Source organism: Streptomyces sp. C36 (assembly GCF_040932295.1).
In the GTDB taxonomy this organism is placed as follows: Bacteria; Actinomycetota; Actinomycetes; order Streptomycetales; family Streptomycetaceae; genus Streptomyces; species Streptomyces triculaminicus.
The window spans coordinates 276038-290135 of record NZ_JBFQGI010000003.1; the positions used below are offsets into that span (position 1 = coordinate 276038).

The window sequence follows — 14098 nt, forward strand, 5'->3', positions numbered from 1 at the left end:
GAGGAGCTGCCTGTGCTGTTCGAGGTGTGGGCGCCGAACGCCGACCGCGTCGGGCTGTGGGCGGACGGCCGCACGGACCCCATGGAACGCGACCCGGCCCGCGCCGGCTGGTGGCGCCGCGAGGCACCCGCCGCCGACGGCACCCGCTACGGCTTCGCCCTCGACGGGGGCCCGGTCCTGCCCGACCCCCGCGCGCGCCGGCTGCCGGACGGCCCCGAAGGGCCGGGCGCGGTCGTCGACTTCACCCGCGTCACCTGGCGTCACCCCTGGCCCGGCCGCCCACTGCCGGGAGCGGTGCTCTACGAGCTCCACACCGGCACCTTCACCCCCGAGGGCACCTTCGACGCGGCCGCCGCCCGGCTGCCCCACCTCGCCGGCCTGGGCGTCACCCATGTGGAACTGATGCCCGTCTGCCCCTTCCCCGGCACGCACGGCTGGGGCTACGACGGCGTGGCCCCCTGGGCCGTGCACGAGCCCTACGGCGGCCCCGAGGGCCTGCGCCGGTTCGTGGACGCCGCGCACGGCCTGGGCCTGGGCGTCGTCCTCGACGTGGTGCACAACCACCTGGGGCCCTCCGGCAACCACCTGCCCGCGTTCGGGCCCTACTTCACCGACACCCACCACACGCCCTGGGGCGCCGCCGTCAACCTCGACGCGCCCGGCTCGGCGGAGGTACGGGCGTACCTGACCGGCAGCGCGCTGGCCTGGCTGCGCGACTACCGCCTCGACGGGCTGCGGCTGGACGCGGTGCACGCGCTGGCCGACACCGGGCCGAAGCACTTCCTGGCGGAGCTGTCGGCGGCGGTCGACGCCCTGGCCGCCCGGCTGGAGCGGCCGCTGTTCCTCATCGCCGAGTCCGACCTCAACGACCCGGCCACCACCACCCCGCGCGAGGCCGGCGGCCTGGGCCTGCACGCCCAGTGGAACGACGACTTCCACCACGCCCTGCACACCGCACTGACCGGCGAGTCCCAGGCCTACTACGCCGACTTCGCCGCCGACCCCGCGCACGCCCTGGCCAAGACGCTGCGCGGCGGCTTCTTCCACGACGGCACCCGCTCCGCCTTCCGCGGCCGCCGCCACGGCCGGCCGCTCGACCCGGCCACCACCCCCGCCCACCGGCTCCTGGGCTACTCCCAGACCCACGACCAGATCGGCAACCGCGCCCTGGGCGACCGGCTGTCCGCGCACCTGACCCCGGGCCGGCTGGCGTGCGCGGCGGCCCTCGTGCTGTGCGCGCCCTTCACCCCGATGCTGTTCATGGGCGAGGAGTGGGGCGCGCGCACGCCCTGGCAGTACTTCACCGACCACACCGACCCCGCCCTCGCCGAGGCCGTACGCACCGGCCGCCGCCGCGAGTTCGCCGCCCACGGCTGGCCCGCCGCCGAGATCCCCGACCCCCAGGACCCGGCCACCCGCGACCGCTCCTGCCTGGACTGGACCGAGCCCGGCCGCGCCCCGCACGACCGGCTGCTCGCCTGGTACCGCCGCCTGATCGCCCTGCGGCACGCCGAGCCCGCGCTGACGGACCCCACGTGGCGCTACGACGCCCTGTCGGCCGGTCCCGGCGGCACGGTGACCTTCCGCCGCGGCCCGCTGGTCGTCGCCGTCAATCCCACGGACCGGCCCGTGCGCGTGCCACTGGGACCGGGCGGCTCCCGCGCGGAGGTCCTGGCCGCCTGGCGGCCGCAGGCCCCGCCGGGCGAGGACGGCGCCCTGACCCTGCCGGCGGAGTCCGCCGCGATCCTGCGATGCGAGGGGCGGTTGCGGCCTCCCGGGGCCGGAGAGACGCTGGGAGGGGCGTGACCGTTCCTTCGCGAGCGCGGGTCCACGGCGCCGGGCACGGCGCGCCGCACCGAAGGAGTGAGGGGCGATGCGCACACTGCTCAGGGCCCGCATGGACACCCGCGCGGGGAACGAAGCACTCCGCAACGGCACCATGTCGCAGGTCGTCGAGGAGCTGATCGAGCGTCTCCACCCGGAGGCCGCCTACTTCACCGCGCTGGACGGGGGCCGCACCTGCCTCCTGGTCTTCGACATGGAGGACTCCTCGCAGATGCCCGCCGTCTGCGAGAAGCTCTTCACGGAGATGGAGGCCGAGGTCGAGCTGCACCCGGTGATGAACGCGGACGACCTGAAGAAGGGCCTCGCCGCGCTGCGCTGACCTGCCTCGGCCTCCTGGGCCTCGCGGCCGGCCTCAGCCTCCCTGCCGGCCGGTCTCAGCCCGCCTCCGGCTCCAGCCGCAGCGAGATGGAGTTGATGCAGTACCGCTGGTCCGTGGGGGTGGGGTAGCCCTCACCCTCGAAGACGTGGCCCAGGTGGGAGCCGCAGCGGGCGCAGCGCACCTCGGTGCGGACCATGCCGTGCGTGCGGTCCTCGAGGAGCTCGACGGCGGAGGAGTCCTTGGGGTCGAAGAAGCTCGGCCAGCCGCAGTGGCTCTCGAACTTCTCCGTCGAGCGGAACAACTCGGCGCCGCACGCCCGGCAGGCGTACACGCCCGCCGTCCGGGTGTCGGTGTACTCGCCGCGGAAGGCGGGCTCGGTGCCGGCCCGGCGGAGCACCTCGTACTCCGCCGGACTCAGCTCGGCGCGCCACTGCTCGTCCGTCTTCTCGACCTCGTACGCCATGTCACGCCTTTCGGAACGCGGCTGCTCGCCGCCGGTGTCAGTTCTCCAGCCGGGCCAGGATCTTCGGACCGAGGTCCGTGACGTCTCCCGCGCCCATGGTCAGAACGAGATCACCGGGCCGGGCCATTCCCGCGACGACGTCCGCGACGGCCGCCATGTCGTGCTCGGCGCGCACGTCGGCGCCGGCGTCCTTCGCCGCGTCGATGATCAGGGCGCTGGTGATGCCGGGGATCGGGTCCTCGCGGGCCGGGTAGATGTCCAGGACCACGGACGCGTCGGCCAGGGCCAGGGACCGGCCCATCTCGGTGCCGAGCTCCTGGGTGCGGCTGAAGAGGTGCGGCTGGAAGACGACGAGGACCCGGGAGTCGGCGGCCGCTCCGCGGATGGCCTCGAGGTCGGCGGTCATCTCGGTGGGGTGGTGCGCGTAGGAGTCGATGACCTGGACGCCGGCCGCCTCGCCCTTGAGCTGCAGGCGGCGCTTGACGCCGGTGTACTTGCCGAGCGCGGAGGCCAGGTTGTGCGCCGGGATGCCGAGGGCGACGCCCGCGGCGAGGGCGGCGACGGCGTTGTGCGCGTAGTGGCTGCCGGGGACGGAGACGGCGAAGGTGAGCATCCGGCCGTTCAGCATCACCGTGACCTCGCTGGCCAGGCCGCGCGGGGTGACCTTCAGGACGCGGACGTCGGCGTCCTCGGCCGCGCCGTAGGTGACGACCTCGATGTCGTGCCGCCCCGAGATGCGCTCGGTGAGCTCGCGGGCGCCGGCCTGGTCGGCGGAGACGACGAGCGTGCCGCCCGGGCGGATCCGGCCGACGAAGGTCTCGAAGGAGTCGTAGATCTCCTCCATCGAGGCGTAGTTCGCGTGGTGGTCCAGCTCCACGTTGAGGATGATCGCGACCTCGGGCGCGTACTTGTGGAAGCTGCGGTCGCTCTCGTCCGCCTCGGCGACGAAGATGTCGCCGCCGCCGTGGCGGGCGTTGGAGCCGGGGCCGTCGAGGTCGCCGCCGATGGCGTACGACGGGTCCAGGCCCAGCGCGTCGAGGGAGACGGCGAGCATCGACGTGGTGGTCGTCTTGCCGTGGGTGCCGGCCACCGCGATCGGGCGCAGGCCGTCCATCAGGCGGGCCAGGGCGTCCGAGCGGTGGACGACCGGGATGCCGCGCTCGGCGGCGGCGGCCAGCTCCGGGTTGTCGGCGCGGATGGCGCTGGAGACGACGACGCAGCTGGCGTCCTCGGCGAGGTGGCCGGCCGCGTGCCCGATGTGGACCGTCGCCCCGAGCTCGCGCAGCGCGCCGGCGGTCGCGGACTCCTTCGCGTCGCTGCCCGCGACGGCCGCGCCGCGCTGGGCCAGGATCTTCGCGATGCCCGACATCCCGGCGCCGCCGATGCCGATGAAGTGCGGTCGGTCCATCGTCGTGGGGACGGCCGGTGCCATATGCGGTGCTCCCTGGGGGGTCGTGGTGCAGCTACAGGCACCGATTGTTGCACCCGCCGCCGACAGCGCGGGCCGCGCCCGTCAGACCGGCCGGATCAGCCCCGCCGCCAGGCCCGCCGCCACGGCCGCCGTGCGGCTGTCCACGCCGAGCTTGCCGTAGACGTGCACGAGGTGGGTCTTGACGGTGGCCTCGCTGATGAAGAGGCGGCGGGAGATCTGCCGGTTGGCCAGGCCCTCGGCCAGCAGGCCGAGGATCTCGGTCTCGCGGGGCGAGAGGGCGGGCCGGCCCCCGGACCGTACGCGGCCCAGGAGGCGGGCGGCGACCGGCGGGGCCAGGACGGTCTCGCAGCGGGCGGCGGCGTGCACGGCGGCGGCCAGCTCCTCGGGCGGGGCGTCCTTGAGGAGGTAGCCGGTGGCCCCGGCCTCCACGGCGGCCAGGATGTCGGCGTCGGTGCTGTAGGTGGTCAGGATCAGCACGGCGGGCGGGCGGGGCAGGGCCGTGATGCGCCGGGTGGCCTCGACGCCGTGCATGCCGTCGCCCATCTGCAGGTCCATGAGGACGACGTCGGGCCGGACGCCGTCCTCGAGCAGGCGCAGCGCCTCGGCGCCGTCGGCGGCCTCCCCGGCCGCCTCCACGTCCGGCAGCTCGTCGACCAGGGCGCGCAGGCCGCGCCGTACGACGGGGTGGTCGTCGACCAGCAGCACCCTGATGAGCCCGCTCACGCCGCCGCCTCCAGGTCGCCGGGACCGGTCGGCAGGGTCGCGGCGATGGCCGTGCCCTCGCCGGGCGCGGACTCCACGACGAGGGTGCCGCCGAGCTCGGCGATGCGCTCGCGCATGCCGTGCAGGCCGAAGGTGCGGCGGCCGTCCGCCGGGCCGTGGCCGGGGGCGAAGCCGACGCCGTCGTCGTAGACGTCGAGGGTTACCTGGCCGTCGAGGTAGGCGAGGGTCACGGCGGCGTGGTCGGCCCGCGCGTGCCGGGCGACGTTGGCGAGCGCCTCCTGCGTCAGGCGCAGCAGGGCGACCTCGGTCTCCACCGGCAGCGGGCAGGGCTCGCCGTCGAGGCGGAAGGCGGCCGTGGGCAGCGTGCGGGCGGTGACCCGGCGCAGCGCCTCGGGCAGCGGGGCGTCCTCGAGGGCGGGCGGGGTGAGCTCCTGGACGAAGCGGCGGGCCTCGGCGAGGTTGTCGGAGGCGGTACGCCCGATCTCGCGGACACGCGCGCGTGCCGCGTCGGCGTCGGCCGTCTCGGCCGCCCGGGCGAGCAGGACGATGCTCGACAGGCCCTGGGCGAGGGTGTCGTGGATCTCGCGGGCGAGCCGCTGCCGCTCGGCGAGCCGGCCGGCCTCCCGCTGTGCCGCGGCGAGCTCGTCGCGGGTCCGCACGAGGTCGTCGATCAGCAGCTGGCGCTTGCGGCTCTCGCGGTAGAGCGCCGCGTAGCCGTAGGCGGTCAGGATGGCGACGCAGGCCCCCGCGACCGGGCCGATCACCCTGGCGACGGTCAGGCCGCCCGGCGCGCCGCCCTGGGCGGCCACGACCGCGGCGGTGGCGGCGGCGACGGCCGGGTGCGCCCAGCGCACCGGCAGGGCGTGCAGGAAGAGGAAGAACAGCGGGAAGGCGACGTAGGAGAAGCCCCGGTCCATGGCCAGCAGGACGAGCCACAGCCCCGTGACGGCGGCGAGCCAGGCCCCCGGACGTCCGGCGCGCCGGACGATCCCGGCCCCGTACGCGGCGGCGAGCACCGCACCCACCGGCAGCACGGCCGCCGGCGCCCGTCCGAGGACGGCCGGGGCGAGGGCCACGCCGAGCAGGGCGTAGAACGCCGCGTGCAGCGCGAGGCGCACCAGCCGCAGCGAGGGCACGTCGCCGTCGCCGCCGGCCGCGAGCGCCCCGGACGGCGGGCGCGGCGCCACGCGCGCGTGTCCGGCGGCCGTGGCGGGGGCGGAGGGGCTGGTCGGTCTCATCCCCTCGAGCGTACGGGCCCGCGTGGGGGCCTCCGGCCGCCCGGGAGTCAACCGTTCGATTGATTTTCGGGTGCACCGGACGGACGAGGCCGCAACCGCTCCTTGCCCCGATGCCGGCGGGCGCCCGGCCCGGAAGGCTTGGGGCGTCCCGCACCAGGCCCCGGGAGGCCCTCCTTGTTCGTCGCGCTCCGTGACATCCGTTTCGCCCGAGGACGGTTCGCCCTGATGGGCACCGTCGTCGCGCTGATCACCACGCTGGTGGTCTTCCTCTACGGCCTGACCGACGGTCTCGCCCGCGAGGCGACGTCGGCCGTGGCCTCCCTGCCGGCGGACAGGATCGTCTTCGGCGCCCCGGCCGGCGCCGAGCCCGAGGTGTCCTTCTCCAACAGCACCCTGGACGAGCGGCAGCTGGCCGCCTGGCGATCGGCGCCGGGCGTGCGGTCCGCCGAACCGCTGGGCGTGGCGATGACGCGGCTGACGGCGAACGGCTCGGCGTCCTCGGTGAGCGTCTTCGGCACGTCCGGGCGGCTGCGCCCGGAGCCGCTGCGCGGCACGGCACCGGGGGAGGGGCAGGCGGCCGTGAGCGAGCGCGTCGCACGCGAGCACGGACTGCGCCCGGGCGACCGGATCACGCTCGGTGCCCGGGAGCTGACCGTCTCGGGCGTCACCCCCGACCGGAGCCACGGACACGCGCCGGCCGTCTGGACGACGCTCGCCGACTGGCGGCGGTTCGGCCACCAGACCGGGCCGTCCGCGCTGGCGGTGACCGGCGGCGGCGCCCCCTCCGGTGAGGCGGCACGCACCACCGTGGCCGTGGGGCTCGACGACGCGCTCGAGGGCATCGACGGCTACGCGGCCGAGCACGGCACCCTTCAGCTCGTCCAGGGCTTTCTGTTCGTGGTGAGCGCGCTGGTGGTGGGCGCCTTCTTCATGGTGTGGACGGTGCAGCGGCGCCCGGACGTCGCGGTGCTCAAGGCGATGGGCGCGAGCGGCGGCCACCTGCTGCGGGACGCCCTGGGACAGGCCGCCGCGGTCCTCCTCGCCGGAGCCTCCCTCGGCGCGGCGGCCGGGGCCGGGGGCGGCGCCCTGGCCTCGGCCGCGGTGCCCTTCGAGCTGGGCGCGGCCACCGTGGCCGTCCCCGTGGCGGCCATGGTGCTGCTGGGGCTGGCCGGGGCCGCGCTCGCCGTACGCCACATCACCTCCGTCGACCCGCTGACCGCGCTGGGAGCCCACCGATGACCACTGTGCCGACCCCCACCACCGTCCCCGCCGAGACCGAGGCCGCACTGTCGCTGGAGTCGGTCGACCTCACCTACCCCGACGGCGACCGCCGGCTCACCGCCCTGGACGGGGTGTCCCTGGCCGTCGCGCCGGGCGAGCTCGTGGCCGTCGCCGGACCGTCCGGCTCCGGGAAGTCGAGCCTCCTGGCGGTGGCGGCGACGCTGCTGCGCCCCGACGCGGGACGCGTGGTCGTCGCGGGGCGGGACACCACCGGGATGAGCGCAGCGGAGCGCACGAGGCTGCGGCGCGAGCGGATCGGCATCGTCTTCCAGCAGTCGAACCTGCTGCCGTCCCTCACGGCGGAGGAGCAGCTGCTGGCCGTGGCGCACCTGCGGGGCGAGAAGGTACGGGAGTCCCGGGCCGGGGCGGCGGAGCTGCTGGAGTCGGTGGGGCTGGACGGCGCGAAGCGGCGCCGCCGCCCGCACCGGCTGTCCGGCGGCGAGCGGCAGCGCGTGAACATCGCCCGCGCACTGTGGGGCGAGCCGTCGGTGCTGCTGGTGGACGAGCCGACGTCCGCGCTCGACCACGAGCGCGGGGATCACGTCATGGCGCTGCTGGCCGACGTCACCCGGCGGCACCGCACCGCGACGGTGCTGGTCACGCACGACCGGGCGCTGCTCGGCCGGGCGGACCGGGTGCTGACGATGCGCGACGGCCGGCTGGACGGCGGTCCGGCTCACTCGTCGACGCCGGTCACCTCCTCCTCGTCCTCGTCGTTGTGCGCGTAGAGCTTGAGGACCGGCACGCCGACCTTGTGCCGGGCGCGGGAGGCCCAGTCGCGGTGGAAGAACTCCTCGACCAGGTGCGGGGCGGTCAGCACGATCACCTCGTCGGCGTGGGTCTGCTCGACGACGGACCGCAGCAGGTCCAGTGGGTGGTTGTCGATGATCTGGCCGACGGCCTCGCAGCCCGCGGCCCGGAGTCTCTGCAGGGAGTGCTCCAGGGCCAGGGCGGCGGGCCGCAGGGCCTCGTCGCCCTCGGGTTCGTCCGCCTCGTGGACGGCCTGTTCCAGCTCGCCGAGGGCCACGTCGTCGATGGCCCGCAACAGCCGGTCCTCGTTGCCTCTGGGCCGCATGAGGACGACGAAGGACATGGCGTCGTCGTGCAGGGTCGTCACGAAGTCGACATCCGCGGCGGACAGCGGTTGTTCGATCATCAATACGCTCGTGAACACGGTGGGCGCGCCCTTCTTCTCCTTGGGCCACCGGGCCCAACAGAAACCATCCTGCGCGTGCTCCCGTGAGCCCGCCTGTTGTGGTCCACTGCCCTCGGGAAAGCGTCTGACTCAATTCTGCCCACGGGAACAGAAGCGGAACAGAAAATTCCGTTGATTGCCGGATCGATTGTCAGATCCTCCGGTAGCTGGTGAAGAGAAACCCGCCCTCCTCCAGCACCGAACCCAGCGCGAACCGCTCGGGCACCGCCAGCGGCGGCCCCGCCATGATCCTCGGTGCCGTGCCCGTGGCGACCACGGGAGCCAGCGACAGACACATCTCGTCCAGCACCCGGGCCGCGGCGAACTGCCCCAGCAGCCGGGGGCCACCCTCCGTGAGCAGCCGCGTCAGCCCGCGCTCGGCCAGCAGGCCGGGGACGCGCGCGGGGTCCACCCCGCGCCCCTCGCCCGCCACGATCACCTCGGCGCCCGCCGCGCGCGCCGCCTCGACCCGCTCCCGCGGGGCGGCCGCGCCCGTCAGTACCACGGTCGGCACGAGCGGCGAGGTGAACAGAGGGAGCGAGAAGTCCAGGTCGAGCCCGGCGCTCACCACGGCTATCACGGGCGCGGGCCCCTGGCCGAGCGCCGCCCGCCGCGCCGCGAACGCCTCGCGGGCCCGCGCGGGCCGGTAGCCCTCCTGGCGTACGGTCTCGGCCCCGACCACCACCGCGTCGGCCAGTCCGCGCAGCGTGCCGAAGATCCGCATGTCGGCCGCCGAGGACAGCGGCTGGGAGCGGCCCTCGTGGTGGGCCGCGCCGTCCAGGGAGGAGACCATGTTGGCCCGCAGCCACGCGCTCCCGGCGGGGAGGTCGTCCGGATAGGCGTAGAGCCCGGCCAGCTCGTCCAGCCCCCATTCGCGGTCCTCGAGGTCGGCGGGGCTGAGCGGGGAGGGGAACAGGCGTCGCATAGGCGGCAGTGTGACATGGCTCGCCCCGCGCGCGACGGTCCCCGCCCGCTTCCGCGGCTACGCTGGATGGCTGTGTCATCCTCCACCGCAGCCCCCTCCAGCGCCACAGGCCCCGCCACCCCCGGCCCCATAGCCGGGCGGACCGCCGACGGGCCCGTCGCGCTCACCTCGCGCGCCCCGCACGTCCCCGCCGACCGCCTGGTCGCCGAGATGGTGCCCCCGCCGCGCTTCGGCTCGGTGCGGTTCGACAACTACATCCCCGACCCGAACCAGCCCAGCCAGGCCCAGGCCGTCACCACCCTCGGCACGTTCGCCGCCGGGCTCGGCGGCCCGGCCGCGGGCGGTACGGGCCGCAAGCGCTGGTTCCGGCGCGAGGCCAAGGCCGCCGCCCCCGCCGGCCCGCGCGGCGTCTACCTCGACGGCGGCTACGGCGTCGGCAAGACCCACCTGCTGGCCTCCCTCTGGCACGCCACCGCGGCCGCCCCCGAGCAGAAGGCGTTCGGCACGTTCGTGGAGCTGACCAACCTGGTCGGCGCCCTGGGCTTCCAGCAGACCGTGCAGACCCTCAGCGGCCACAAGCTCCTGTGCATCGACGAGTTCGAGCTCGACGACCCCGGCGACACCGTCCTGGTCTCCACCCTGCTCGGCAAGCTCGTCGACGCCGGCGTGACGGTCGCCGCCACCTCCAACACCCTGCCCGGCAAGCTCGGCGAGGGCCGGTTCGCCGCCGCCGACTTCCTGCGCGAGATCCAGGGCCTCTCCGCGCACTTCCACCCCCTGCGCATCGACGGCGAGGACTACCGCCACCGGGGCCTGCCGCAGGCCCCCTCCCCGTACGACGACGACACCGTCAAGCGGGTGGCGCACGCCACCGACGGCGCCTCCTACGACGCCTTCCCCGACCTCCTCGACCACCTCTCCAAGGTCCACCCGAGCCGCTACGGCGCCATGTGCGACGGCATCGGCGCGGTGTGCCTGACCGGTGTCGCACCGGTGCCGGACCAGTCGACGGCCCTGCGCCTGGTGGTCCTCGCCGACCGGCTCTACGACCGCGAGGTGCCGGTCCTGGCGTCCGGGCGGCCCTTCGACGAGCTGTTCAGCGAGGAGATGCTGAACGGCGGCTACCGCAAGAAGTACTTCCGGGCCATCTCCCGGCTGACCGCGCTCGCGCGCGACGCGAAGCCGCTCGTGGCGGCGTAGCTGTCACGCGTGCCCCTCCATCGCTGGCCGGGCTGAGGAATCAGCTCGTCCGGCGATCGAGGACCGGGGCCCGGGGCCGCGCCCCGGTTTCGGGAAGGGGCGGGGCGGGGGAAAGAATCGGCTCATGCCCCGACCCTCGCGCGCCGCACTCGCCGCGACCGCCCTCCTCTGCTGCGCCGTGACCGCCTGTGCCGGCAACAGGGCCGACGAGCCCGTTGCCGCGACGGCATCCCCCAAGGCGTCCGCCCCGGCCCCGACTCAGGCCCCGACTCGGGCCCCCTCCGCCGCGCCCACCCTGCCCCCGGGCCCCGGCGGCGCCGTTCCCGTCTTCTCGCACGGCCGGCGCGACGGCGGCAAGCGCGTCGCCCTGACCTTCGACGCCGACATGACCTCCGACCAGGGCCCGCGCGCGGCGCGCGGCGAACACTTCGACAACCCCGCGCTCATCGAGACGCTGCGCCGCCTGAAGGTGCCCGCCACGGTCTTCATGACCGGCAGGTGGGCGGAGCAGTACCCCGGCCAGGCGAAGTCCATCGGCGGCGACCCCCTCTTCGAGGTCGCCAGCCACTCCTACAGCCACCACGCCTTCACCACGCCCTGCTACGGTCTGCCGACCGTGCCGCGGGCCGAGGCCCGCGCCGACGTGGAGCGCGCCTTCACCGCCTTCCGGCGGGCCGGGGTGGAGCACATCGTGCCGTACTTCCGCTTCCCCGGCGGCTGCCACGACGACGGCGTGCTCAAGGAGCTCGGGCCGGCGAAGGTGACGGCGGTGCAGTGGGACGTGGTCAGCGGCGACGCCTTCGCCAAGGACGCCGGGCCGGTGGCCTCGCAGGTGATCTCGCAGGTCCGGCCCGGCTCGGTCGTGGTGATGCACTGCACGCGCAGCGCCGCCCCGACGACCGAGGCGGCGGTGCGGCGCATCGTGCCGGAGCTGCGGGCGAAGGGCTACGAGTTCGTCCGGGTCTCGGACCTCGTCGCCGGGCACTGAGCCGGACACTGAGCCGGGCACTGACCGGCGCGACCGCCGTCGGCGCACGGCCCGCCCCTCACCGCGCTCATGTCCCGTCCGCCACCCGCACCAGCAGGGCCACCGGCATCGCCTCGAGCAGCTCGGCCATCTCCATGCGCCCCTGCCACACCCCGCCCGTCAGCGACTCCCGCCACGCCCCGCCGTCCGGCAGCTCCAGCACCGTCCCCCGCCACCCCCCGGCCGCCGCCAGCCGTCGGGGCAGCCGCGTCGCCACGGCGACCACCTGCCCCGAGCGCCCGAAGGCCACGCAGTGCTCCGCCGCCGGCCCGGCCGCGCCGAGCGGCTCGTAGGTGGCACGTGCCCCGAACCACTCGGGGTGCTCGCGCCGCAGCCGCAGCGCCGTACGCGTCAGGCGACGCTTCTCCCCGCCGAGCCCGTCCTCCGGGCCCGGGGGGAAGCGCGGCACCCGCCGGTTGTCCGGGTCGACCAGCGCCCGGTACACCCCTTCCGTCCTCATATAGACATCGGGCACCCCCGGCATCGTCAGGTGCAGCAGCGCCGCCCCCAGGGTGTTGGCCCGCACGGTCGGCGCGGCCTCCCGCTCGAGCGGGGCCAGGGCGGCCGCGGCCCCGGGCCCGCCGGGGCCCGCCGCGACGAAGGCCTCCACCGCCGCCTCGTACGCGGCGTCCGGCTCGGTCCACGTGGTCAGCAGCGCCGCCTCCCGCACGCTCTTGAGCACCGCCGGCACCAGTCGGCCGGCGTGGGCGTCCCCGAGCCCGAAGGCGTTCTGCCACGCCACCCACGCCACGTGCGGATCGGGGGCCGCTCCGCGGGCCCACAGCAGGTCCATCAGGGCGGCCCAGCGGCCGGGGTACTCGCTCAGCGCGGCGATCCGCGCCCGCGCGTCCGCGCTGCGCTTGGTGTCGTGGGTGGAGAGCACGGTGCCGGTCGTGGGCCAGTCGCGCTGGACGCGGGCGCAGTGGGCGTGGAACTCCTCCGGCGTGACGGCCGGGCGGTCCGGCGCGCCGCCGACCTCCGTGGCGGACAGCAGGGGCGCGTAGCGGTAGAAGGCGGTGTCCTCGACCGACTTGGCGCGCAGGGCGGAGGCGGTCTGGGCGAACCGGGCGCAGAAGTCCCGCCGGTCCGGGTCCTCGCCGAGCCGCCCCAGGGCCGCGTCCCGGACGACCTCGACGGCCCGCGCCTCCTCCGGCACCGCGAACGCCGTACGGGCCCCCTGGGCGGCCTCGTCGAGCAGTGCCGCGTCCACCGGCGCGACGGGCAGGCCGGGCACGGCGTACGGGCGGTAGACGGGCAGCCGGACGAGCGTCTCGCACAGGGCGGTGCGCAGGGCCCAGGGGGCGTGGTCGCGCAGCCGGTGCGAGGAGGCGCACAGTCGCCCGGCGGTGCGGACCAGGCGTTCGACCTCGGCGGCGAGCTCGTGTCCGATCACCCGGTAGGCGGCGCGGCGTACGGTCGCCTGCCAGTCGCCGCCCCGGTCGGGGGGCGGGCCGGCGAAGGCGCGGTAAGCGGCGGCCAGTTCACCGGCCCCGTCGGGGTCGGTGAACAAGCCGTCGAGGTGGCGCAGGGAGTCGTAGCCGGTGGTGCCGGCGACGGGCCAGTCGGCGGGCAGTCGTTCGTCGCCGCTGAGGATCTTCTCCACCACCGTCCACCGGCCGCCCGTGGCGGCGGTGAGCCGGCGCAGGTAGCCGGCCGGGTCGGCGAGGCCGTCGGGGTGGTCCACGCGCAGCCCGTCGACGACGCCGTCGTCCAGCAGGGCGAGGACCGTGGCGTGGGTGGCGGCGAAGACCTCCGGGTCCTCCACCCGCACCGCGATCAGGTCGGAGATGGTGAAGAAGCGGCGGTAGTTCACCTCGGTGCGGGCCAGCCGCCACCAGGCGGGGCGGTACCACTGGGCGTCCAGCAGCTCGGGCAGCGGGAGTCGCTCGGTGCCGGGCCGCAGCGGGAACGCGTGGTCGTGGTAGCGCAGGACGTCGCCGTCCACCGCGAAGCGCTCCAGCTCGTCGCCGAGCGGCCCGCCGAGCACCGGCAGCAGCAGCCGGCCACCGTGCTCGGCCCAGTCGACGTCGAACCAGCGGGCGTAGGGGGAGGCGGGGCCGTCGCGCAGGACGTGCCACAGCGGGCCGTTGAGGCGCTCGGGCGCGGGCAGGGCCATGTGGTTCGGCACGATGTCGAGGATCAGCCCCAGCCCGTGCGCGTGGGCGGTGCGGGCGAGCGCCCGCAGCCCCTCCTCGCCGCCCAGCTCGGCCCGTACCGCGTCGTGGCCGACGACGTCGTAGCCGTGGGTGGAGCCCGGGACGGCCTCCAGGACGGGGGAGAGGTGCAGGTGCGACACGCCGAGGTCGGCGAGGTGGGGCACGGCCCGCTCGGCCTCCCGGAAGGGGAGGCCGGGCTGCAGCTGGAGCCGGTAGGTGGCGGTCGGCGGTGCGGAAGTGTCGCGCTTCACGGGAACATACGTACCCGCCCCGGCGCGTCATGCCGCATCCCGG

At 75.6% G+C, this 14098-nt stretch carries 13 protein-coding genes; 6 read left to right on the forward strand and 7 right to left on the reverse strand.

All coding sequences use genetic code 11. The features are described from left to right. The first annotated feature begins 12 nt into the window (after positions 1-12). Entirely contained in the window at positions 13-1806 is a 1794-nt protein-coding gene (gene treZ, locus AB4K12_RS11015) for a malto-oligosyltrehalose trehalohydrolase (protein ID WP_368434024.1), read from the forward strand. A gap of 67 nt (positions 1807-1873) precedes the next feature. Beyond that, positions 1874-2164, forward strand: a complete 291-nt coding sequence (locus AB4K12_RS11020) for a hypothetical protein (RefSeq protein ID WP_368434025.1) — start codon at positions 1874-1876, stop codon at positions 2162-2164. Positions 2165-2219: 55 nt separating this feature from the next. Here AB4K12_RS11020 and msrB read toward each other — a convergent pair whose 3' ends face one another. The 4 genes from msrB to AB4K12_RS11040 form a co-directional block, all read right to left on the reverse strand. Further along, complete coding sequence (gene msrB, locus AB4K12_RS11025; protein WP_368434026.1) at positions 2220-2627, reverse strand: peptide-methionine (R)-S-oxide reductase MsrB; 408 nt, start codon at positions 2625-2627, stop codon at positions 2220-2222. Positions 2628-2664: 37 nt separating this feature from the next. Continuing rightward, the gene (gene murC, locus AB4K12_RS11030; protein WP_368434027.1) at positions 2665-4059 is read right to left on the reverse strand and encodes a UDP-N-acetylmuramate--L-alanine ligase; all 1395 of its coding nucleotides are present in this window, start codon (positions 4057-4059) and stop codon (positions 2665-2667) included. 81 nt (positions 4060-4140) lie between these two features. Beyond that, the gene (locus AB4K12_RS11035) at positions 4141-4782 is read right to left on the reverse strand and encodes a response regulator (protein ID WP_368434028.1); all 642 of its coding nucleotides are present in this window, start codon (positions 4780-4782) and stop codon (positions 4141-4143) included. Further along, positions 4779-6020, reverse strand: coding sequence for a sensor histidine kinase (locus AB4K12_RS11040; protein WP_368434029.1), 1242 nt, complete (start codon positions 6018-6020; stop codon positions 4779-4781). Before AB4K12_RS11040 ends, AB4K12_RS11035 begins: the two co-directional genes overlap by 4 nt. A 174-nt stretch (positions 6021-6194) precedes the next feature. Between AB4K12_RS11040 and AB4K12_RS11045 the strand changes: the two genes are divergently transcribed. Next, entirely contained in the window at positions 6195-7259 is a 1065-nt protein-coding gene (locus AB4K12_RS11045; RefSeq protein ID WP_368434030.1) for an ABC transporter permease, read from the forward strand. Beyond that, positions 7256-8029, forward strand: coding sequence for an ABC transporter ATP-binding protein (locus AB4K12_RS11050; protein ID WP_368434031.1), 774 nt, complete (start codon positions 7256-7258; stop codon positions 8027-8029). The genes AB4K12_RS11045 and AB4K12_RS11050 overlap by 4 nt, the downstream gene beginning before the upstream one ends. Here the strand turns inward: AB4K12_RS11050 and AB4K12_RS11055 are convergent. Continuing rightward, a complete protein-coding gene (locus AB4K12_RS11055) occupies positions 7978-8475 on the reverse strand; it encodes an indole-3-glycerol phosphate synthase (protein WP_368434032.1) in 498 nt (165 codons plus the stop codon). The two genes, AB4K12_RS11050 and AB4K12_RS11055, sit on opposite strands and share 52 nt — an antisense overlap. A 172-nt stretch (positions 8476-8647) precedes the next feature. Beyond that, on the reverse strand, positions 8648-9421 hold the full coding sequence (locus tag AB4K12_RS11060) for a pyrimidine reductase family protein (RefSeq protein WP_368434033.1): 774 nt from the start codon (positions 9419-9421) through the stop codon (positions 8648-8650). A 66-nt stretch (positions 9422-9487) separates the two neighbouring features. Here AB4K12_RS11060 and zapE point away from each other — a divergent pair, with 66 nt between their 5' ends. Together zapE and AB4K12_RS11070 are read left to right on the forward strand one after the other, a co-directional pair. Then, on the forward strand, positions 9488-10621 hold the full coding sequence (gene zapE, locus AB4K12_RS11065) for a cell division protein ZapE (RefSeq protein ID WP_368434034.1): 1134 nt from the start codon (positions 9488-9490) through the stop codon (positions 10619-10621). A 124-nt stretch (positions 10622-10745) separates the two neighbouring features. Beyond that, a complete protein-coding gene (locus AB4K12_RS11070) occupies positions 10746-11609 on the forward strand; it encodes a polysaccharide deacetylase family protein (protein WP_368434035.1) in 864 nt (287 codons plus the stop codon). 67 nt (positions 11610-11676) lie between these two features. Here the strand turns inward: AB4K12_RS11070 and treY are convergent, their stop codons facing one another. After that, a complete protein-coding gene (gene treY / locus AB4K12_RS11075) occupies positions 11677-14055 on the reverse strand; it encodes a malto-oligosyltrehalose synthase (protein WP_368434036.1) in 2379 nt (792 codons plus the stop codon). Between the last annotated feature and the right edge of the window lie 43 nt (positions 14056-14098).

Bases quoted from the DNA above. Each gene is read 5' to 3' on its own strand.
- AB4K12_RS11070 (WP_368434035.1), top strand. From the start codon at position 10,746: ATGCCCCGACCCTCGCGCGCCGCACTCGCCGCGACCGCCCTCCTCTGC.
- murC (WP_368434027.1), bottom strand. From the start codon at position 4,059: ATGGCACCGGCCGTCCCCACGACGATGGACCGACCGCACTTCATCGGC.
- AB4K12_RS11060 (WP_368434033.1), bottom strand. From the start codon at position 9,421: ATGCGACGCCTGTTCCCCTCCCCGCTCAGCCCCGCCGACCTCGAGGAC.
- msrB (WP_368434026.1), bottom strand. From the start codon at position 2,627: ATGGCGTACGAGGTCGAGAAGACGGACGAGCAGTGGCGCGCCGAGCTG.
- zapE (WP_368434034.1), top strand. From the start codon at position 9,488: ATGGCTGTGTCATCCTCCACCGCAGCCCCCTCCAGCGCCACAGGCCCC.
- AB4K12_RS11040 (WP_368434029.1), bottom strand. From the start codon at position 6,020: ATGAGACCGACCAGCCCCTCCGCCCCCGCCACGGCCGCCGGACACGCG.
- AB4K12_RS11020 (WP_368434025.1), top strand. From the start codon at position 1,874: ATGCGCACACTGCTCAGGGCCCGCATGGACACCCGCGCGGGGAACGAA.
- AB4K12_RS11050 (WP_368434031.1), top strand. From the start codon at position 7,256: ATGACCACTGTGCCGACCCCCACCACCGTCCCCGCCGAGACCGAGGCC.